Source organism: Halomonas denitrificans, from assembly GCA_019800895.1.
In the GTDB taxonomy this organism is placed as follows: domain Bacteria; phylum Pseudomonadota; class Gammaproteobacteria; order Xanthomonadales; family Wenzhouxiangellaceae.
Window position 1 is genome coordinate 282,447 of record JAHVKF010000001.1, and the last position, 18,875, is coordinate 301,321.

Below are 18,875 nucleotides of genomic sequence, written 5' to 3' on the forward strand. Positions count from 1 at the left end.
GCGTCGCGAGCGGTTCGTGACCGGTGACCGCCGGAGCGCAGGAACCGCAGTGCACTTGATGGGTGCATGAGGATTCCGAGCACCGCCGAGCGACGATCGCGGCTGGCGTGTGGCTCTTGACGAGCGAAGGCAGCTTCGGTCAACTTTGTCCGGAGCGTCACGAGCGGGCCGCTGGCGGTGATCGCCGGAGCGCAGCGACCGGAGCGCACGTGCATGTGCGTGAGGATCGCGAGCACCGCCGAGCGCCGTCAGCGGCCCGCGCAGTAGCTCCCTAGTCGCGTGGTGGAGGTGAAGGGGCGAGGACTTCCCGCTGCCCGTTATGCTCCGGCGGCGACACGATCCCCTGTCCTTCCATTTCCTCGATCAGGCGCGCGGCCCGGTTGTAGCCGATGCGCAGCTGGCGCTGGACGCCGGAGATCGACGCGCGCCGGCTCTCCAGCACGTAGGCCACGGCCTTGTCGTAGAGCTCGTCCGACTCGTCGCCGCTCGAGGCTTCGGGCAGCCCGGTCTCGCCGATGGTCTGGCCGTCGGCGGTGGTCTGCGTATCCGACAGCACGTCCTCGAGGTAGTCGGGCTCGCCCTGGGCCTGGAGCCATTCGACCACCTGGTGGACCTCGTGATCGTCGACGAAGGCGCCGTGGATGCGCTCGGGCAGACCGCTGCCCGGCGGCAGGTAGAGCATGTCGCCGTGGCCGAGGAGGTTCTCGGCGCCCTGCTGATCGAGGATGGTGCGCGAATCGACCCGCGACGACACCTGGAACGCCATCCGGGTCGGGATGTTGGCCTTGATCAGGCCGGTGATCACGTCGACCGATGGCCGCTGGGTGGCCAGTACGAGGTGGATGCCGGACGCCCGAGCCTTCTGGGCCAGGCGGGCGATCAGTTCCTCGACCTTCTTGCCGACAATCATCATCATGTCGGCGAACTCGTCGACCACGACCACGATGAACGGCAGCTTGTCCAGCGTCGGCTTGTCTTCGCCCTCGGCCAGCGTGCTGGGATCGACCAGCGGGTCCGGGATCGGCTCGCCCTTCTCCTCGGCGTCGGCGATCTTGCGGTTGTAGCCGGCCAGGTTGCGCACGCCCAGGTTCGACATCAGGCGGTAGCGCCGCTCCATTTCCGCAACGCACCAGCGCAGGGCGTTGGCCGCCTCCTTCATGTCCGTGACCACCGGTGCGAGCAGGTGCGGAATCCCTTCGTAGACCGACAGCTCGAGCATCTTCGGGTCGACCATGATCATCCGCACCTGGTCGGGGGTGGCCTTGTAGATCAGGCTGAGGATCATCGAGTTGACCGCCACCGACTTGCCCGAGCCGGTGGTGCCGGCAACGAGCAGGTGGGGCATGCGCGCGATGTCGGCGACCATCGGCTTGCCCGAGATGCTCTTGCCCAGGCCCAGGGTCAGCGCCGAGGACGACTTCTCGTAGGCTTCCGAGGCAAGGATCTCGCGCAGGTAGACGATCTCTCGCTTGCTGTTGGGGATCTCCAGGCCGATCACGCTCTTGCCCGGGATCACGTCGACCACGCGCACGGAGATCACGCTCAGGCCGCGGGCCAGGTCCTTGGCCAGGTTGGCGATCTGCGCCCCCTTGACCCCCGGGGCGGGCTGGAGCTCGAAGCGGGTGATCACCGGCCCGGGATGGACCGCGACCACCTCGACCTCGATACCGAAGTCCGAGAGCTTCAGTTCGACCTGGCGGCTCATCGCCTTCAGCGTATCGGTCGAATAGCCCGCCTCCTGCTTCGGCGGCTCGTCGAGCAGGTCCAGCGGCGGCAGGCTGCCCGCCGGCAGGTTCTTGAACAGCGATCTCTGGGCCAGCTTGGCCTTGGCCTTCTCCGTCGGCTTGGCCTCGACCCGCGGCTCGATTCTCACTTCGGGGCGCTTCTTGCGCTTGACCGTGTCGCGCTTGCGGACCTCCTCGCGCTCGGCCCGCGCGCGTCGGCCGGCCATCCAGTCGCGCGCCTCGCCGACCTTCTCGACGGTCCAGGCAAAGCTCGCGATCGCCAGGGCACCCGTGCGATCGATCACCGTGACCCAGGACAGCCCGGTGAACAGGGTGATCCCGGCCAGCAGCACGGCCAGGTTGATCAGCGCCGTGCCCGTGAAGCCCATGGCCCGGATCATCGGCCCGGACAGCAGGTCGCCGATGATGCCCCCGGTATGCGCGAGCGAGCCGCGAGGCTGCATTTCGAACAGGATGCAGCCGGCCAGCAGGATCAGGACCAGGCCGCCGAGGCGCACGCCCCACTCGGGCCAGCCGACGGGCTCGGCGCGTTCGGTCAGCAGACGGAACGCGGCCGCGCCCATCAGGAACGGCAGGAACCAGGCCATGTAGCCCATCAGGACCAGGAAGAAATCGGAAATCCAGGCGCCGAAGCGGCCGCCGAGATTGGCGACCACGTCGCCGCCGCTGCGCGAAAAGCCCGGGTCCTGGGCGTCGTGCGTCACCAGTGCGAGAAGGAGATAGCAGGCCACGACCAGCACCAGCAGGAACAGCGCCTCGAACAGCCTGCGTTCGAGCGCCCCGCGGTCGGCGGTCGCGGCCCTGGTGCCCCGGGCCGAGGACTTTCGGGACGGGCGAGCGGATTTTCGTGCGGCTGGGGGCAAGCGGGAAGTCCTCTCAGGAGTTGCGTCTAACGCATGATTCCAGAAGATGTTTTTATTGTCCACGCTTCGCGCGGGCCCGGCAGCCTCACGGCACGGCTGCACATCGTGGGACGGGGGTTGCGTTACTCTTCGGGTTGTCTCGCTTGTCTCGGCCGTCGGCGACCGCAGATAAGGAGCCTCGCGACCTCTTCAACCATCCTGACCACCCATTCGGAGAAGTATACATGGGCGATTCACGCCATTTCCGGCTGCTGATCCTCGGTTCCGGACCGGCCGGATACACCGCTGCCGTCTATGCCGCACGCGCCAACCTGAACCCGGCCATCGTCACCGGAATCCAGCAGGGTGGACAGCTGATGACGACCACCGAGGTCGAGAACTGGCCCGGCGGCGTGGCCGATCTGCAGGGTCCGCAGCTGATGCAGGACATGCTCGCCCACGCCGAACGCTTCGACACCGAAGTGGTGTTCGACCACATCCATACCGCGGACCTGTCGGAGCGCCCGTTCCGCCTCGAGGGCGATGCCGGCGTCTACACCTGCGACGCGCTCATCATCGCCACCGGTGCCTCGGCGCGGTACCTCGGTCTCGACTCGGAGGAGCAGTTCAAGGGCCGAGGCGTTTCCGCCTGCGCGACCTGCGACGGCTTCTTCTATCGCGACAAGCCGGTCGCAGTGATCGGCGGCGGCAACACCGCGGCCGAAGAAGCCCTGTACCTGTCCAACATCTGCAGCAAGGTCACGCTCGTCCATCGGCGCGACGCGCTGCGTGCGGAGAAGATCCTGCAGGACCGGCTGTTCGAGCGCGAGAAGGAAGGCCGGATCGAGTTCGCCTGGGACCACGTGGTCGACGAAGTGCTCGGCGACGACGACGGCGTGACCGGCGTGCGCATCCGGCACGTCGACACCGGCGACACCACCGACGTCCCGGCCGACGCGATGTTCGTGGCGATCGGCCACGACCCGAACACCGGCATCTTCGCCGGGCAACTCGACATGGAGGGCGGCTACATCACGATCAAGAGCGGCCTCGAAGGCATGGCCACGTCGACCAGCGTGCCGGGGGTCTTCGCCGCCGGCGATGTCGCCGACCATGTCTACCGCCAGGCGATCACGTCGGCGGGCTTCGGCTGCATGGCCGCGCTCGATGCCGAGAAATTTCTCGACCAGCCCTGACCGGGACGCGGCCGTGGCCAACGCCGCCGGGCTCGACGTTGCCCGCTGGAACGCCCTGAACCGCGGCCGCAACCCGTTCACCGACGCCCGCTTCCTGAATGCCGTCCGCGACGCCGGCTGCAGTGAAGGTGCAACCGGGTGGCACTGGGCGGACATGGACCTGCCGGCCTGGATCAAGCTGCATTCGCACGGCGAGTTCGTATTCGATTTCGCCTGGGCCGATGCTGCCCAGCGCAACGGGCTGGCCTGGTACCCGAAGCTGCTGGTCGCCGCACCGTTCACGCCGGTGACCGGCCCGCGCCTGTTCGGCACGGACGCCGACGCGCGCTTCGAGACGCTCGAGCGGATCGAAGCCCGGCTCGCAGACGACGGCCTGCCCGCGGCATCGATCAACTTCGGGGACGCGGCCGATGCCGAGGTCCTGGATCGATCGAGCTGGCTGCGGCGCTTCGGCTGGCAGTATCACTGGCACAACCGCGACTGGTCCGACTTCGATGATTTTCTCGCCGCCCTGCGCGCCAAGCCGCGCAAGAACATTCGCCAGGAACGGCGCCGCGCGAATCGTGGCTGGACCTACCGCTGGCTGGACGGCGCCACGATCGCCGACGAGGAACTGTCCACGGTCGCGGACTGCTACCGCACCACCCATCGGCTCTACGGCAACCGGCCCAGCCTCAACGAGGCGTTCTTTCGCGCCGCCGCCCGGGAATTCGGCGAGGACTTTCTCGTCTGCATGGCCGCGCGCGACGGTGAGGACCGCGCCTGCAGCGTGTTCTGGAAGTCGCCGACGACGCTCTACGGTCGCTACTGGGGTGCGCTGGAAGAAACCCGCGACGTCCATTTCGAGGCCTGCTACTACCGGGGCATCGACTACTGCATCGAGCACGGCCTGCAGGCCTTCGAACCCGGTGCACAGGGCGAGCACAAGATCCGGCGCGGCTTCGTGCCGGTGAAGACGCGGTCCTGGCACTGGATCGCCCACCCGGGGCTGCGCGACGGAATCCGCCGCTGGCTGGCCATGGAGGCCGAGGCCCTCGAGGGCCTGCGAGAACGACTCGACGAACTGGTGCCCTTCCGGGAGGTCCGGCCATGAGCGGCATCCCCTTTGCGGTTCCGGTCCTCGGCGATGCACCGGTGTTCCCGGACCCCGGGGCCGGCCGCCATCCCGACGGTCTGATCGCCGTCGGCGGGGACCTGTCGCGCGAGCGCCTGCTGGCCGGCTACCGCCAGGGCATCTTCCCGTGGTACGAGCCCGGGGGGCCGATCCTCTGGTGGTCGCCCGACCCGCGCGCAGTGCTGATTCCCGAGGCCGTTCACGTGCCGCGGCGGCTTCGGCGCACGCTCCGCCAGCAGCGCTTCGAGGTGACTCTGAACCGAGACTTCGCCGCGGTGATCGAGGCCTGCGCCGAGACCCGGCGCTTCGCCGAAGGCACGTGGATCACCGACGAGATGAAGGCGGCCTACATCGACCTGCACGAGCACGGCGATGCCTACAGCCTCGAGGTCCGGCTCGACGGTCGGCTGGTCGGTGGGGTCTACGGCGTCGCGGTCGGACGCGTGTTCTTCGCCGAATCGAAGTTCCACCACGAGCGCGACGCGTCGAAAGTGGCGTTGATCGAGCTGATGAACCGGCTGCAGGACGCCGGCTTCCTGTTCTGCGACTGCCAGCTGTGGAATCCCCACCTGGAGCAATTCAATCTTCGCCTGCTCGATCGCCCGGACTTCCTGCGCCTGGTCCGTCACGGGACGCGCGAGCCGCGGCCCGAACTGGCCGAGTGACTGCCCCGGCGGGCGCCGGGCGCCCGTTCGAATTCACCTCGACGCTCCGACATGAACGCCGCGGAGCGATCCGGCGATTGACTAGAGCCGCGCGGCCGCAAAGGTATCGCAGCGAGCCGGGTCCCCGCTCTCGAACCCGCGCCGGAACCAGCGCACCCGCTGCTCGGCGGTCCCGTGGGTGAAGGAATCGGGCACCACCGTGCCTCGCCCCTGGCGCTGCAGCCGATCGTCGCCGATCGCCGAGGCCGTGTTCAGCGCCTCTTCGATATCGCCCGGCTCGAGCCACCGGTGCCGCTCCTGCGCCCGGTGGCCCCAGACGCCGGCGTAGCAATCGGCCTGGAGCTCCTGGCGCACCAGCAGCCCTTGGGCGCCCTCGACGTTCTCGCCGCGCCGCCGCGCCTGCGAAACCACGTCCGTCGTTCCGGTCACGGTCTGCACGTGATGTCCGACTTCGTGCGCGATGACATAGGCCTCGGCGAAGTCCCCGCCGCCTCCGAGTCGGCGCTCCATCTGGTCGAAGAACGAGGTGTCGATGTAGACCTGGTTGTCGCCCGGGCAGTAGAACGGCCCCATCGCACTGCTGGCCCGACCGCAGGCCGACTGGACCTGCCCGCTGAACAACACCAGCGTCGGAGCCGGGTAGCGGGCGCCGCGCTCGGCGAACAGCTCGCTCCACACGTCCTCGGTTTCGCCGAGAATCGCTTCGATGAACGCCCTCGACTCGTCATCCGGCGGCGCGTCGGATCGCGTGTCCGCGCCCGGTGCACCCTGGTTCAACTGCTGCACCAGGCCGAGCATCTCCATCGGGCTCTTGCCCAGCAACAGGCCGACCACCAGCACGATGCCGATGCCCACGAGGCCGAGCCCGCCGCCGGCGGCCACGCGTCGGCCGCGGCGATCCTCGACGTTGCTGCTCCTTCGCGCGCGCTTCCATTTCATGGTCCGTCCCTCATCGAACAATCCGTTCCGCCCGGATCGATTCCGGGCACGCGCGGCCCCGTCCCCTCATTCCAGCGGCGGCCGCAGCCACTGGTAGGCGTACCAGAACCAATCGCCGCTGCCGTCGGCGGCAGGCGCCGTGCAATTGACCTTGTTGCGCCCGGCCGAATCGATGCCGGAGACGTCGATCGCGAGCCGGAGCGGCGGCCCCGGGTCCAGCGCTTCGACCGCAAGAGTCGTGCCCGAGGAGCCGTAACAGGCCACGGCGTCGACGCGATAGGCGCCCTCGTCGATCGACAGCACCAGGCGCTCGAGCGGCTCCCTGGGACCGTCCCCGGGCGGATGCGGCTCGGCCGCGGAAACCGGCAACGGCCGCGAACGCACGGCACGTTCGAGGCGGTCGAGCCCATCGAAACCGGTCGCGAAGGGAAAACGCGGCACGGCGAGAAGATCGGTGCCGGCACCGACCGCCCCGGATCGCTGGACCAGGCCGAATTCGTGATGCCGAGCGACGCGCCGGGCCAGCGCTCGGCTGTCCTCGCCGTACGGGTAGGCGAACGCGCGCGGACTCCGTCCCGTTTCTTCCTCCAGCCGCCGGGCCGCTCGCGCCAGATCGGCATCGATTCGCTCGGTCCAGTCGGCCCGGGTCTCGCCGTCGCGCGGACCGGCAAGGTGTGCGTGGCTGGCCGAATGGCTTTCCAGCGAGGCGCCGGCCTCGGCCAGGGCCCGCAGCTGGTCCCAGCTCATGACGGGCCCTTCCCCGGCGTCGACCGCATCGGTATTGACGAACACCGTGTAGGGCCAGCCGCGCTCGGCGAGCATCGGGGCCGCCGTGTCGTGCACCGAGACCCAGGCGTCATCGAAGGTGATCGCGACCGAACGCTCGGGGACGGCCTCGCCCTTGCTGAGCGCCTCAAGCAGATCAAGCAGCGGCCGCACCGCGTAGCCCTCGTCGGCCAACCAGTCGAGGTGGGCCTCGAACCGTTCGGGCGTGACGCTGGTCGAGGCGGGCGTATCGTCGGCCACATGGTGATAAAGCAGGACCACGGCATGATCGGCGGGCGGGCGCTGATCGGCATGCGCGTCGCCGATCGCCGAGAACAGCAGGGCCAGGGCCGGGGCCGCGAGGAACCCGCCCCAACGCGAAGCCGCGCCGCGTTGCAGCGTCGACGGCCTGGTCGAATCGCACCCCGTCATTGTCCGGCCTCGACCCGCGCCAGCGCCTCGTCGATCAGCGGGCGGTTGGTCCGGATGACCGCCTTGATCTCGTCGACGTAGGCCTGGCGACGCTCCGAGTAGCGGATCAGGCCGTCGGCGAGGGCCAGGGCCCGTGGCGGCTCGCCGGCCTCGCGCAGGCCGGCACGGATCCGGCGCAGTGGTGCGTAGGCCGGGTGCGTGTTCAGGTTGTGCAGGTAGCGCCGGACCGACTGCCGTGGCGACTCGAAGGCCGCGACCTCGTGGCGTGCGCCCTTCGAACGACGACGAGGAACCATGCCGCAGCCCGGTTCGTAGCACCACTGGCCGAACAGGTTGTTCGCCTGGCGCGCGAAGCGCGACCGGCCCCAGGCCGACTCGGCAGCGGCCTGCACCATCGCCAGCGCCGGCGGCACGGTGTCGATCCGCAGTTTCAGGGCGGCCACGGTCTCCTCGACCGTGCGCTCCGGGTCCGCTTCGAGTTCGTATTCGATCGCACGCGCGCGCAGCCATCGCCCGGCCCACCAACCCGGCGCCTGCCCTGCCTCGAGTCGGGCCTCGAGCGCGAGCAGGCGCTCGCGCTGCGCCGCGACCCGCGCATTCTCTTCGCGCACCAGCGGTGCCAGGAATTCGAAGAAGGCCTGCTTGCGCGCGTCGGCCGGTCCATCGAGGTCGAAATCGGGCAGCGGGCCGGGGGCCGGACGCAGGCCGAGAACCAGTGCGCCGGTGACCAGCAGCAGCGCGGCGAAGGCGACCAGGCCGTGGCCGAGGTGGAGCCCCCCGTCGGCGGACGGCAACGTCGTTTCGCGCTTCGTCTCCGTCGGCGGTGCGTTCATCGCTTCGATTCTCCCCCGTTGGTCAGGCGTTCGAGCGTTCGCTCGTCGGGGTAGCCGTCGGCGACCAGGCCCTCGGCCGCCTGCCAGTCGCGCAACGCGCTGCGGGTCGCCGGGCCCATGAGGCCGTCCGGCTCCCCGGGATCGAAGCCGAGGTCGAGCAGGCGGGTCTGCACATCGCGGATCGTCTGTACCGACGGCGCCCGCTCGATGTCGGGCAGGCCGGCGACCAGGTCGCCGCCGCCGGCGATCCGGTCGGCGAGGTGCCCGACCGCGATCGCATAGGACTGGGAGCGGTTCCAGGCCACGATCGCATCGAAGTTCGGGTAGACCAGGAACGCCGGCCCGCGGTGCCCCATCGGCACCAGGACGGCGGCCTCGATCTCGGCCGCCGGCAGTTCGGTGCCCGTGGCGGTACGAACGCCGAGCCCGCGCCAGTGATCCAGCGGCCGACGGTTGTCCAGTCCGGTCTGCTCGTAGGGAAACGCCTCCGGCAAGCGGACCTCCCGACCCCACCGCTCCCCACGCTGCCAGCCGAGGGCCGCGAGGTAGTTGGCCGCCGAGGCCAGGGCATCGGGAACGCTGTTCCAGAGGTCGATGCGGCCGTCGTCGTCGCCGTCGACCGCGTGCCGCTGCCAGGTCGAGGGCATGAACTGCGTGTGCCCCATGGCACCGGCCCAGGAACCGCGCAGCGTGTCCGCCTCCAGCGACTCCCGCTCCATCAGCTCCAGCGCGATCATCAGCTCCTCGGTGAAGAACGCCGAGCGGCGCTCGTCGCAGGCCAGCGTGGCCAGCACGTCGAGCGTGGGCATGCCGCCGAGGAAGCCGCCGAAGTTGGTCTCCAGGCCCCAGAACGCCACCAGGTAGCGGCCGGGGACGCCGTACTCGCGGGTCAGGCGCGCCAGCAGCTCCGGATAGCTCGCAAGCATCAGGCGCCCGGTCGTGATTCGCGATGCGGTCACCCGGGCCCGCAGATACGCGGCGAACGACTGCCTGAATTCGGGCTGGGCCCGATCGAGCTCGATCACCCGGGGCTGGTACTCGACCTCGGCCAGGGCGCCATCGACCAGCGAATCGGCCACGCCGCGCTGGCGGGCCGTATCCATCAGGCCCACCCGGCACGCGGAAAAGGCGGCTGCGGGCGTCTCCGCGTCGACCTCCTGGGCACGAAGACCCCCGGCCGAGAGCATGCTCAGTGCGGCGACCAGCGCGAACGCTCCCGGAAGCGGGGAAGGCCGGCGTGCTGCGAATGCCATCATCGAAGCTGCGTCTCCGTCACGATCACGATACCGATTGCGATTACGAGCAGGGCTTGGAGGATCGCACCCCGAAGTGGTTCCCCGGTCGATGCCCGATCGACAAGGACGCGACCCGGAGCGGATGCGTCACGACGACCCTTCGAGGCTCTGGATGAACGCGTCGGCCTCGGCAATCGATGCGTTCATCGCCTCGACCAGCGCCTCCGTGTCGTCTTCGATACCGTCGAGCTCGGAACGCAGCGCCGCGATCGCGCGGGCGTTCAGGTTGTGCTTCAGGAACAGCACCTGGTCCTCGAAGGCTTCCAGCACGGGATCCATGGTGGCCTCGGCGCGCTGCATCGCAACGATCATCCGGCCGTAGCGCGACCGCGTATCGCGCAGGAGTTCGGCGGATCGATCGCGCAGATTCGCGTTCTCGTAAGCGTCGAGCTCGTCTTCCCATTCGTCGAACAGGTCCTCGGCGACGTCGCGGATCGAGTCGATCCGATCCCGCACCCGTTCGGCGTCATCGACGCTGCGCGTGTACTCCCGGTCGAGCCGGTCGTAGAGATCCTCCAGGTCGCCGCCGTCGAACTCGACCGTGGCCCGGAACTGCTCCAGCGCCGAGGAAAACTGCTCGCGCGCATCGTCCTGGGCATCGCGTGCAGCCTCCACGCGGCTTCCAAGGATGTCGCGCTTCTCGATGCCGAAGGATTCGAGCGTGCGGTACTTCGCGGCCTGGCAGCCGGCCAGCAACAGGAGACTGGCTGCGATCGGCAGCCATCGGGCGAATCGATCCGGCTTCGTCGTCATGGCGCATTCCTCGTTCTGATGATTCGATGCGACAGTCTACCGAGAGCGGAGTTCGACCGCCGGCCGGACTTTGCTACCCTGCCGCTCCGTTGCCCAGGAGCAGACCCATGGCCCGCATCGACCCGACGAACATCGAGCAGGCGATCCGAGACTCGGCCGACGCTGCCCGTCCGCACGCACGGAAGGGAGAGGTGGCCGACTACATTCCGCAGCTGGCCGAACTCGATCCGGACCGCTTCGGCCTGGCCCTGGTCGAGCTCGACGGACGCGAGCACGTGGTCGGCGACGCCGACGAATGCTTCCCGATCCAGTCGATGTCGAAGCTGTTCGCACTGGTTCTGGCCATGCAGCGCCTGGGTAGCGACCGCGGCGTCAGCGAGGAGATCTGGACCCGCGTCGGGCGCGAGCCCTCCGGCGACCCGTTCAATTCCCTGGTCCAGCTCGAACACGAGCGCGGGATCCCTCGAAACCCCATGATCAACGCGGGCGCGCTGGTCATCGCGGACCTCCTGATCGAGCACTGCAGCGATCCACTGGATTCGCTGACCGGCCTGATCGGCGAGCTGGCCGGCGAACCGGTGCGGATCGATCCGGAGGTGGCCGCTGCAGAGGACGCCACCTCGCAGCGGAACAGGGCAATGGGCAACCTGATGGCCTCCTTCGGCAATCTCACCAACGACATCGACGCGGTGCTCGATGTCTACAACCGGCAGTGCGCGATCACGATGAGCGCCCGGCAGATCGCTCGTTCGGTGCGTTTCCTGGCTGACGATGGCGTGGATCCGGCAAGCGGCCGGACCGTGCTCTCGGGCAGTCTCGCTCGCCGGGTGATGGCCGTGATGCTGACCTGCGGCACCTACGATGCCGCGGGCGACTTCGCCTTCTCGGTCGGCCTGCCGTGCAAGAGCGGCGTGGCCGGCGGCATCCTCGCCGTGGCGCCCGACCACTCGGGAATCTGCGTGTGGTCGCCGCCGCTCGACGCCATGGGCAATTCCGTGGCCGGTCGCGTAGCCCTCCACGAACTCACGGAACGCCTGGAGCTGTCGATCTTCTGAACGTTCGGGACTTGTGACCCATTGACCCGATGCCGCAACCGGGCGATGCTCGTCGCTGGTCCGGCCCGAATCCCTTTCCGTGTACAACCCACGCCACCTGTTCCGCGTCGCCCGGCGCGGATTTGCCGACATGCTGCCGGCCTTGCGACAGGCCTTCAACGGCCGCAGCGACGACGACCGCCTCGATCGGATCTTCGGTCCCTGGCCGCGCCCGGCCGTCCTGGTGCTCGTCGCGGTCGGCCTGCTGTTCGGTTATGCACTCCAGGGCGTGCTGAACCCGATCGCAGGCATCCGGTTCATCAACCTGGCCGCGGTACTGCTCGGCGCGTCGTATGCCCTGCTCTACCGCCAATACCTGTTCAGCGACCCGCTGGCAGGCGAAGAGGATTTCCCCTGGCTCGCCGGCGCACTGATTCCGGGCGCGATCGCCCTGGTCCTGGTCGAGTTCATCGGCCGCTTGCTCGACGGCACCGGCACGCTCGCCGGTGCCCCGGCGTGGACGTCGATCGGTGGGGTCCTCGACGCGCTCGCCGATTCGCTCGGCGTCGCCGCCGGCCTGACGATTGCCGTGGCCGCGCTGTGCTACAGCAAGGCCTGGCGCGATGCGCTGGGTGCCCTGGTCCGGCGCCTGATCGCGTTCAAGATCATGGTCTGGGTGATGGTGCTGGTGTTCGTCGAGATCGGCATCGTGGGACCGATCCTCGGAGGCTTCGTGGAAGGCGTGCTGGGTATCGACGTGCCCGACTGGCTCGGCGACTTCGTCGACCAGCTGAGCTATGCGCTACTCGTTTCGATCATCTACCTGGCGATCATCGGCGGCACCTGGACCGCGTGCCGCCGGGCCTTCCCCAAGCTGCTCGCGGAAGGCGACGTCGACATTCTCCAGGAACTGGAAACCATGGCCGAAGCTCCGGAGAAGCGTCGCTCGAAGGCACGCAAGGAGCGGGCTCAACGGGCCGCGTCCGACGAATAGGATCGGGACGAAGCGTCCGGAGACGGCAATCGAGGTCCCACGCGTCTCGGCGACGCCCGTCTCAGCGCCGCTCGGCCACCTGCCGGGCAGCGATCCCGATTTCCAGCAGCAGGCAGACCAGCCCGCCGGTGATCAGCAGCATCGCGGCCATGAACAGCCCGGCCACCCAGACGCCGATTTCCAGCGCGGTCAATTCGCCGACGAACAGCGTCACCACCACCAGGCAGACCAGCACCGCGCTGGCAACGCACAGACGGATCGAACCGTTGACGAAGCGTACCCGCCGGCGCAGCCGGTCCGTCTCCGCACGAAGCGCCTCCGCGTTGCTCGGCCTGTCGCCAAGCCCGGCATCGACGGCGCGCTTGCGGTCGATGATCCGCCCCAGCCGCGCGGAAAGCATGTTGAGGAAGCCGCCGATCGCAACCAGCAGGAAGACCGGCGTCAGCGCGGCCTGGATTACGGCGGCAACGGCTTCGATCGAGGGAACGGCATTCATCAGGGCACCGGGTTCGTGGAACATTCAGGGATCTCGAGTCTACAGATGGCGCGCCGACGCACGCGCTTCAAGCGACAGACCGCGTTGACGCCGACGCGTTACGGTCCCTGCTCACTCGAAACCGGACTCGACTCCATGAGCCAGCAGACCCTTTCCATCGCATCGCCCCTGTTCAAGGCCCTGGCCGACCGAAGCTTCGACTCGGTCATGGTCACTCGTGCCACCGATGAACACGGTGCGTCGGAAATCGTGTTCGTCAACGACGCCTTCACCGATCTCACCGGCTACGGCCGCGACGAGGTCCTCGGCCGCACGCCGGGTTTCCTCCAGGGCGAGAAGACCGATCGCGCGGAACTCGAACGGCTCGAGGCCGACCTCCAGGCCGGGCGGCCGTTCCTCGGCCAGGCGATCAACTACCGCAAGGACGGCGAAGCGTTCGTCATGGAATGGACCGTCCAGCGCGTCGCGGAGATCGACGGCGAGAGCTTCTACGTCGCGGTCCAGCGCAAGGCCGGCGATGCCTGAGCGTCCCCACCGGGCCGGGAACGCCCGGCCCGGGCTTCGTCACTCACGGGTCGGGTCGTTGCGGCCGTAGCGATCGTGGCTGGACACCCAGTCCAGCGAGGAGATCGCGGCAGCGAGGGAGATTTCGCCCGCGAGTACCGTGCCGGCGACGATCTCGGCCAGCTTCATCACCTTACCGGCCCCGTCGCACCCCATCATCGCGAGGCATTCGCGCTGGGTCGGCAGCCCCGTTCCGCCGCCGACGGTTGCCACGATCAGGGACGGGAGCGTGATCGAGATGTACAGGTCCTTCTCGGGCGTCAGCTCGGTGTAGAGAATACCCGCCGATGCTTCGGCCACGTTCGCGACGTCCTGCCCCGTCGCGATGAACATCGCCGTGATCGCATTGGCCGCATGGCAGCCGTTGTTGTTCGCGCCCGACAGCATGCTGCCGACGTTGGCCACCCGGGCGTGGTGTGCCAGTTGTTCCGTGTCCGCATCCATCACGTCGCGCAGCACGTCCCGCTTGACCGTGCACTCGGCCACGACCCGCTTCCCCCGCGTTCGCATGCTGTTGATCTGCGACGCTTTCTTGTCGGTCGCGAAGTTCGATTCGAGAAAGAAGTTTCGGACCCCGAAGTCGCTCGCCTGCCGGAGAATCCAGTTGCAGGCCGCGAAGGTGGCCTTGCCGACCATGTTCATCCCGGCCGCGTCGCCCGTTGTGAAGTTGAATCGCGTGAACACGAAGCGTGCCGCCAGGTAGTAATCGACGTGCTTGAGCGTGACGAACGGGTCCGACTCGGTACAGACCCGGCGAATCGCGTCCATGTGCTCGACCAGCCAGTCGGCGAAGTGCCGCGCCGTCGCGGCGTCATCGAACTCGAAGACCGGCGCTCGCTGCATGTTGTCCCCGACCACCGCGCACTTCACGCCGCCGGACGCGGCAATGACCTTCATGCCGCGGTTGTACGAGGCCACCAACGTGCCTTCGGTGGTCGCCAACGGGACGTAGAACGCGCCCTTTGCATGCTCGCCGTGCACGTGGAGCGGTCCAGCGATGCCGAGCGGCACCTGCGCAACACCGGTCAGGTGCTCGATGTTGCCCTTGGTGATTTCCGGGTCGAACGAGAGCTTCGCGGCGTGTTCGAGCGAACTACCCGTGCGTTCGCGAACGAAGCGCTGGCGCTGCTCGATGATCCCGACTGCATGATCGTCGTCGGCCGAGCGCGGGACCGCGTCCGGGTCCCGGCGTCCCGTGGCCAGCGAATCACGCACATCGAAAGCCAGGCTTCCGAACGGTTGCGCGGTGAACTCCAGGACGATCTCGTGCTCGCCTTCGTCGAGCGCGGACCGGTCGATCGAGAGGGTCAGAAGCGCACCGAGCGGGAAGTCGACCGTCGAGCCGACCGCCAGGTCGTTCAACGGAATCGGATCGCCCCCGTCGAGCGAGACGCGAACCGTGGACGCGTCGATCGTTTCGCCGTCGATCACGATCCGGTCGATGGCCACCAGCGCCGCTGGTGCAAGGCGGTTCTTCAGCGAGAATCGAACGCCGCGATCGTCGTTCTTCAGGCTTCCGCGGTTGTAGGTCTTCTTCAGCAGTGCCCTGGGGATGAATCGCACGGCAGTTCTCCGGCCGACGGACCAGGTCCGATCATGGCAGCGCCCGACGCCCCAGCGGATGATCTGGATCAAATGGCGCGCTCTGCCTCATCGGCGAGCGTCGGCGACAGATGCCTTCTTCGGAGCCCTTCTTCAGGCATCTCCGGAAAGCAGCGGAACCGTTTCAGGAGACTGGCCTGCGATCGATCGCCGATCAGTCCTCGATCGGCGGCGTCGGCAGCACCATCAACTCGTGCACGTCGACGTGCTCCGGCTGGCTCAGCGCGTAGACCACCGAGCGGGCGACGTCCTCCGGCTTCAGCGCGTCCGGCTTCGGTTCATCGAAGAACGGTGTATCGACCATGCCGGGCTCGATCAGCGTGACCCGGACCCCGGTGCCGCGCAGCTCCTCGCGGAGGCCGTAGCCGATGGCCGAGACCGCCCACTTGGTCGCCGAATAGAACGACCCGCTCAGGGTACGGCGGCCTGCCACGGAACCCGTCAGCAGGACGTGGCCGCGCGCCTTCTTGACGTGCTCGAGGGTGGCGCGCAGCGTGTAGGCAGCGCCGAGAATGTTGACCTCGGCCATGGTCCGCCAGCCGTCGACCGGTGCGCCGGAGAAGCCCCCGGGGCCGCCGCCGACGCCCGCATTGGCGAACACCGCGTCGATCCGGCCGTAGTGGTTGACCACCGTTTCCACCATGCGCTGCTGGGCCTCGAAGCGCGACACGTCGCAGGGCACCGCGAAGGCGCGCTCCCGGCCGAACTCCTTGACCAGCGCATCGAGCTTGTCGGTGCTGCGTGCGGTCAACGCCAGTCGATAGCCGGCGTCGACGGCTGCGCGCGCGGTCGCCGCGCCGATACCGGTCGAAGCGCCGGTAATGAGCAGGACCTTCTCGGATTCGGACATGATGTTCTCCTCGCGTTCGGATGGACTCGGACCGGCCGAAGGGTTCGACCGATCGATCTCCCGCAAAGCCTACCGGCCGGCCGCGAAGACCGGCTCAGGACTCCGGAGTCGCCTCCTCGGGCGGTGCGATGCGGCGAACGACGTCGAAGTACGCCCGCGGTGCGCTGGTGGCGTGGTGCGCGCCCGGCAACGGCAGGACCTCGAGCTCGAGGCCCGGGTCATCGGATTCCTGTCGGGCATCGATCCATTCCGCTGCCGGACCGCTGTATCGGGGGTCATCCTCGCTGCCGATGGCCAGCACCAGGCGCGTCGGCGGATCACCGCGCACGGTTTCGAGGTCCATGAAATACGCCGGGTTCGCATGGATCGCGGGGTTCACGGCCACGTAGGTCGTGAACAGCTCGGGCCGGGTCAGCGCCGCGTGGATCGCGAACTGACCGCCCAGCGACTGGCCCAGGAGCACTCGCCGGGCCGGGTCGATCCGGTAGTCGCGCTGCAGGCGCGGCAACAGCTCGTCGGCGAGGAAGTCCTGGTAGGCGTGGACACCGCCGAAATACTCGACCTCGTCCGACGGTGCCGTGTAGTCCGTACCGCGCAGGTTGCCGTTCGAATAGCCCAGCCCGCCGTAGGAGATGCCGACGACGATTACCTCGCCCGCGCTTCGCTCCGCTTCCATCATCAGCTGGAAGGGACTGAGCATGGGAAACAGGATGCCGCCGTCGAGCAGGAAGACCATCGGGTAGGCGCGATCGGATTCTCGGTAGCTGCGCGGCAGCCGCACAAGGACGTGGAAGTCCCGCTGCAGCTGCTCGGCCGTGACCGTGAAGATCTCCCGATCGCCGAGCCCGAACAGCGGGTCCGGTTTCGTCGCGTCCTCGGCCACCGGTCTTGCGCACGCGGCGGCAAGAAGCAGCAGCGCTGCGGCGCATCCCGCGTGCAAGCGATGCCGGACCATGCGATTCCTCCCGGACTGGATGCGGGCAGACTAGCACGCAGCGGACCGGGCTAGACTGGGTATCCCTCCCCGAACGGATCGCGCATGCACTCGCTCCGACCCTCGTTCCTCGTCCTCGCGACGCTCGCCGTCGGCCTGTGCGGGCGCGCCCTGCCCGCGCCGATCGCGGTCACCATCGACGACCTTCCGCTCCAGGCGGTCCGCGACCGCGGCACCGCCGACATCGCAGCCATCAACGAGCGCCTGCTCGCGGCGCTCGGCAAGCACGGCATCAAGGCGGTCGGCTTCGTCAACGAGGTCAAGCTCGAAGTCGAAGGAACCGTCGATCCGGGCCGCGTCGACGTCCTGAGCGCATGGCTGGCGGCGGGTCACGAACTCGGTAACCACAGCTATTCGCACCCGGACCTGCACGCCACCCCGGTCGCCGAGTACCTCGCCGACATCGCCCGGGGCGATACGATCATCCGTCCGCTGGCCGAACGGCATGGATCGTCGGTGCGCTACTTCCGTCACCCCTTCCTGCGTACCGGTCGATCGATCGAGGTGCGCGACACGGTTTTCCGCTGGCTGGCCGACCACGGCTACACCGTCGCCCCGGTCACGATCGACAACTCCGAGTGGATTTTCGCGGCGGCCTACTACCACGCGGACCGGAACGGCGACGAGGCCCTCAAGCAGCGCCTCGGCGAATCCTATGTCGACTACATGGCCGACAAGACCGCCTACTTCGTCGCAAACGGGCGACACTTGTTCGGTCGCGAGATCGCCCAGGTGCTCCTCCTTCACGTCAATCTGCTCAACGCGGACTGGTTCGATGCGCTGGCGGCCCGACTGACGAGCGAAGGGCACACGTTCCTCCCGCTCGAGGCCGCGCTGGCCGACCCCGCCTACGAGAGCCGCGACCTCTGGACCGGACCCGGCGGCATCAGCTGGCTGCACCGATGGCTGCTCGCCGTCGGCGATCGATCGCAGTTCGCCGACGAGCCGCGGACACCGCCCTGGGTGCTCGAGGCCGCGGGGCTCGACGCCGAATGACGCACGCCTGGGCCGACACGCCGATCGAGGTCCTGCACCGCGACGACCGGATCGTCGTGGTCGCCAAGCCGTCCGGCCTGATGGTCCACCGGACGAACATCTCGCGCGACCGGGTGTTCCTGTCCGAAATCCTGCGGGAGCGGCTGGGTCAGCGCGTCTGGACCGTCCACCGGCTCGATCGGGCGACCTCCGGGGTGCTGGTCTGCGCCCTCGACGTCGAGGCCGCGGCCATTCTCGGCAAGCAGTTCATGGCCGGCACCGTCGAGAAACGCTACCTGGCGATCGTGCGCGGCTGGATCGACGACGAGGGCCTGATCGACAGGCCGCTGAAGCACGAGCAGCGCGGGGACCAGGAAGCGATGACCCGGTTCCGCTGCCTGGCTCGCGCCGAGATCGACGAACCCGTCGCGCCCCACCCCACGTCGCGCTACAGCCTCGTCGAGCTGAGGCCCGAAACCGGTCGCCGCCACCAGCTGCGCCGCCACCTGAACGGCCTGGCCCATCCGATCATCGGTGACGTCAACCACGGCGACCGTCGCCACAACCGCCTGTTCCGGATGAAGTTCGCCAGCCACCGGCTGTTGCTCCACGCCGAACGGCTCGCCTTCGAGCACCCGGCAACCGCAGACCGGCTGGCCTTCCATGCCCCGCTGCCGGACGACATCCGACGCGTCCAGACCGCACTGGGCTGGAGTGAGTCTTCGCGCGAGACCGGACGTTGAGCCGACCCTCTCCGGCGTTCCGGAAGTCTGGCGCGGCCGGATGC

The 18,875-nt window shown here is 68.5% G+C and carries 17 protein-coding genes and 1 pseudogene; 8 read left to right on the forward strand and 10 right to left on the reverse strand.

All coding sequences use genetic code 11. The features are described 5' to 3' along the window. Window positions 1–271: 271 nt before the first annotated feature. Window positions 272–2,588, reverse strand: a pseudogene (locus KUV67_01225) (cell division protein FtsK). A gap of 244 nt (window positions 2,589–2,832) precedes the next feature. On the opposite strand from KUV67_01225, the gene trxB reads away from it, so the two are divergent. The 3 genes from trxB to aat are packed head-to-tail and all read left to right on the forward strand — an operon-like array spanning window position 2,833 to window position 5,562. Continuing rightward, complete coding sequence (trxB, locus tag KUV67_01230; protein ID MBY6203489.1) at window positions 2,833–3,783, forward strand: thioredoxin-disulfide reductase; 951 nt, start codon at window positions 2,833–2,835, stop codon at window positions 3,781–3,783. Window positions 3,784–3,796: 13 nt separating this feature from the next. After that, the gene (locus KUV67_01235) at window positions 3,797–4,876 is read left to right on the forward strand and encodes a GNAT family N-acetyltransferase (GenBank protein MBY6203490.1); all 1,080 of its coding nucleotides are present in this window, start codon (window positions 3,797–3,799) and stop codon (window positions 4,874–4,876) included. Continuing rightward, window positions 4,873–5,562, forward strand: a complete 690-nt coding sequence (gene aat, locus KUV67_01240) for a leucyl/phenylalanyl-tRNA--protein transferase (GenBank protein ID MBY6203491.1) — start codon at window positions 4,873–4,875, stop codon at window positions 5,560–5,562. Before KUV67_01235 ends, aat begins: the two co-directional genes overlap by 4 nt. Before the next feature lie 81 nt (window positions 5,563–5,643). On the opposite strand, the gene KUV67_01245 is transcribed toward aat, so the two are convergent. From KUV67_01245 to KUV67_01265, 5 genes are all read right to left on the reverse strand, one after another. Further along, the gene (locus tag KUV67_01245; GenBank protein ID MBY6203492.1) at window positions 5,644–6,501 is read right to left on the reverse strand and encodes a zinc metallopeptidase; all 858 of its coding nucleotides are present in this window, start codon (window positions 6,499–6,501) and stop codon (window positions 5,644–5,646) included. 66 nt (window positions 6,502–6,567) lie between these two features. Further along, the gene (locus KUV67_01250) at window positions 6,568–7,698 is read right to left on the reverse strand and encodes a polysaccharide deacetylase family protein (GenBank protein ID MBY6203493.1); all 1,131 of its coding nucleotides are present in this window, start codon (window positions 7,696–7,698) and stop codon (window positions 6,568–6,570) included. Next, a complete protein-coding gene (locus KUV67_01255) occupies window positions 7,695–8,531 on the reverse strand; it encodes a glucosaminidase domain-containing protein (protein MBY6203494.1) in 837 nt (278 codons plus the stop codon). The genes KUV67_01250 and KUV67_01255 overlap by 4 nt, the downstream gene beginning before the upstream one ends. Then, window positions 8,528–9,787 (reverse strand): lytic murein transglycosylase, encoded by a 1,260-nt coding sequence (locus KUV67_01260; GenBank protein MBY6203495.1) that lies wholly within the window; start codon window positions 9,785–9,787, stop codon window positions 8,528–8,530. The genes KUV67_01255 and KUV67_01260 overlap by 4 nt, the downstream gene beginning before the upstream one ends. A gap of 126 nt (window positions 9,788–9,913) precedes the next feature. Beyond that, a complete protein-coding gene (locus KUV67_01265) occupies window positions 9,914–10,579 on the reverse strand; it encodes a DUF2959 domain-containing protein (GenBank protein MBY6203496.1) in 666 nt (221 codons plus the stop codon). A gap of 107 nt (window positions 10,580–10,686) precedes the next feature. Between KUV67_01265 and KUV67_01270 the strand changes: the two genes are divergently transcribed. Together KUV67_01270 and KUV67_01275 are read left to right on the forward strand one after the other, a co-directional pair. Then, on the forward strand, window positions 10,687–11,634 hold the full coding sequence (locus KUV67_01270) for a glutaminase (protein ID MBY6203497.1): 948 nt from the start codon (window positions 10,687–10,689) through the stop codon (window positions 11,632–11,634). 79 nt (window positions 11,635–11,713) lie between these two features. Then, entirely contained in the window at window positions 11,714–12,607 is an 894-nt protein-coding gene (locus KUV67_01275; protein ID MBY6203498.1) for a hypothetical protein, read from the forward strand. A 61-nt stretch (window positions 12,608–12,668) separates the two neighbouring features. Here KUV67_01275 and KUV67_01280 read toward each other — a convergent pair whose 3' ends face one another. Next, window positions 12,669–13,127 (reverse strand): DUF2721 domain-containing protein, encoded by a 459-nt coding sequence (locus KUV67_01280; protein ID MBY6203499.1) that lies wholly within the window; start codon window positions 13,125–13,127, stop codon window positions 12,669–12,671. Between the two features lie 111 nt (window positions 13,128–13,238). On the opposite strand from KUV67_01280, the gene KUV67_01285 reads away from it, so the two are divergent. Continuing rightward, complete coding sequence (locus KUV67_01285) at window positions 13,239–13,628, forward strand: PAS domain-containing protein (GenBank protein ID MBY6203500.1); 390 nt, start codon at window positions 13,239–13,241, stop codon at window positions 13,626–13,628. Between the two features lie 39 nt (window positions 13,629–13,667). On the opposite strand, the gene KUV67_01290 is transcribed toward KUV67_01285, so the two are convergent. The 3 genes from KUV67_01290 to KUV67_01300 form a co-directional block, all read right to left on the reverse strand. Continuing rightward, complete coding sequence (locus tag KUV67_01290) at window positions 13,668–15,230, reverse strand: hydroxymethylglutaryl-CoA reductase (GenBank protein ID MBY6203501.1); 1,563 nt, start codon at window positions 15,228–15,230, stop codon at window positions 13,668–13,670. A 193-nt stretch (window positions 15,231–15,423) separates the two neighbouring features. Continuing rightward, window positions 15,424–16,119, reverse strand: a complete 696-nt coding sequence (locus tag KUV67_01295; protein MBY6203502.1) for an SDR family oxidoreductase — start codon at window positions 16,117–16,119, stop codon at window positions 15,424–15,426. Window positions 16,120–16,213: 94 nt separating this feature from the next. Next, the gene (locus KUV67_01300; GenBank protein ID MBY6203503.1) at window positions 16,214–17,074 is read right to left on the reverse strand and encodes a hypothetical protein; all 861 of its coding nucleotides are present in this window, start codon (window positions 17,072–17,074) and stop codon (window positions 16,214–16,216) included. 84 nt (window positions 17,075–17,158) lie between these two features. On the opposite strand from KUV67_01300, the gene KUV67_01305 reads away from it, so the two are divergent. Together KUV67_01305 and KUV67_01310 are read left to right on the forward strand one after the other, a co-directional pair. Further along, window positions 17,159–18,109 carry a polysaccharide deacetylase family protein gene (locus KUV67_01305; protein ID MBY6203504.1) on the forward strand — a complete coding sequence of 317 codons (951 nt, stop codon included), beginning with the start codon at window positions 17,159–17,161 and terminating at the stop codon, window positions 18,107–18,109. Then, window positions 18,106–18,831 carry a pseudouridylate synthase gene (locus KUV67_01310; GenBank protein MBY6203505.1) on the forward strand — a complete coding sequence of 242 codons (726 nt, stop codon included), beginning with the start codon at window positions 18,106–18,108 and terminating at the stop codon, window positions 18,829–18,831. The genes KUV67_01305 and KUV67_01310 overlap by 4 nt, the downstream gene beginning before the upstream one ends. The last annotated feature ends 44 nt before the right edge of the window (window positions 18,832–18,875 follow it).

What these genes read in the sequence shown, in the direction of transcription:
- KUV67_01245 (MBY6203492.1), bottom strand. Translation starts at nt 6,501, where the DNA reads ATGAAATGGAAGCGCGCGCGAAGGAGCAGCAACGTCGAGGATCGCCGC.
- KUV67_01260 (MBY6203495.1), bottom strand. Translation starts at nt 9,787, where the DNA reads ATGATGGCATTCGCAGCACGCCGGCCTTCCCCGCTTCCGGGAGCGTTC.
- KUV67_01270 (MBY6203497.1), top strand. Translation starts at nt 10,687, where the DNA reads ATGGCCCGCATCGACCCGACGAACATCGAGCAGGCGATCCGAGACTCG.
- KUV67_01305 (MBY6203504.1), top strand. Translation starts at nt 17,159, where the DNA reads ATGCACTCGCTCCGACCCTCGTTCCTCGTCCTCGCGACGCTCGCCGTC.
- KUV67_01280 (MBY6203499.1), bottom strand. Translation starts at nt 13,127, where the DNA reads ATGTTCCACGAACCCGGTGCCCTGATGAATGCCGTTCCCTCGATCGAA.
- aat (MBY6203491.1), top strand. Translation starts at nt 4,873, where the DNA reads ATGAGCGGCATCCCCTTTGCGGTTCCGGTCCTCGGCGATGCACCGGTG.
- KUV67_01255 (MBY6203494.1), bottom strand. Translation starts at nt 8,531, where the DNA reads ATGAACGCACCGCCGACGGAGACGAAGCGCGAAACGACGTTGCCGTCC.
- trxB (MBY6203489.1), top strand. Translation starts at nt 2,833, where the DNA reads ATGGGCGATTCACGCCATTTCCGGCTGCTGATCCTCGGTTCCGGACCG.
- KUV67_01300 (MBY6203503.1), bottom strand. Translation starts at nt 17,074, where the DNA reads ATGGTCCGGCATCGCTTGCACGCGGGATGCGCCGCAGCGCTGCTGCTT.
- KUV67_01285 (MBY6203500.1), top strand. Translation starts at nt 13,239, where the DNA reads ATGAGCCAGCAGACCCTTTCCATCGCATCGCCCCTGTTCAAGGCCCTG.
- KUV67_01295 (MBY6203502.1), bottom strand. Translation starts at nt 16,119, where the DNA reads ATGTCCGAATCCGAGAAGGTCCTGCTCATTACCGGCGCTTCGACCGGT.
- KUV67_01265 (MBY6203496.1), bottom strand. Translation starts at nt 10,579, where the DNA reads ATGACGACGAAGCCGGATCGATTCGCCCGATGGCTGCCGATCGCAGCC.
- KUV67_01250 (MBY6203493.1), bottom strand. Translation starts at nt 7,698, where the DNA reads ATGACGGGGTGCGATTCGACCAGGCCGTCGACGCTGCAACGCGGCGCG.
- KUV67_01310 (MBY6203505.1), top strand. Translation starts at nt 18,106, where the DNA reads ATGACGCACGCCTGGGCCGACACGCCGATCGAGGTCCTGCACCGCGAC.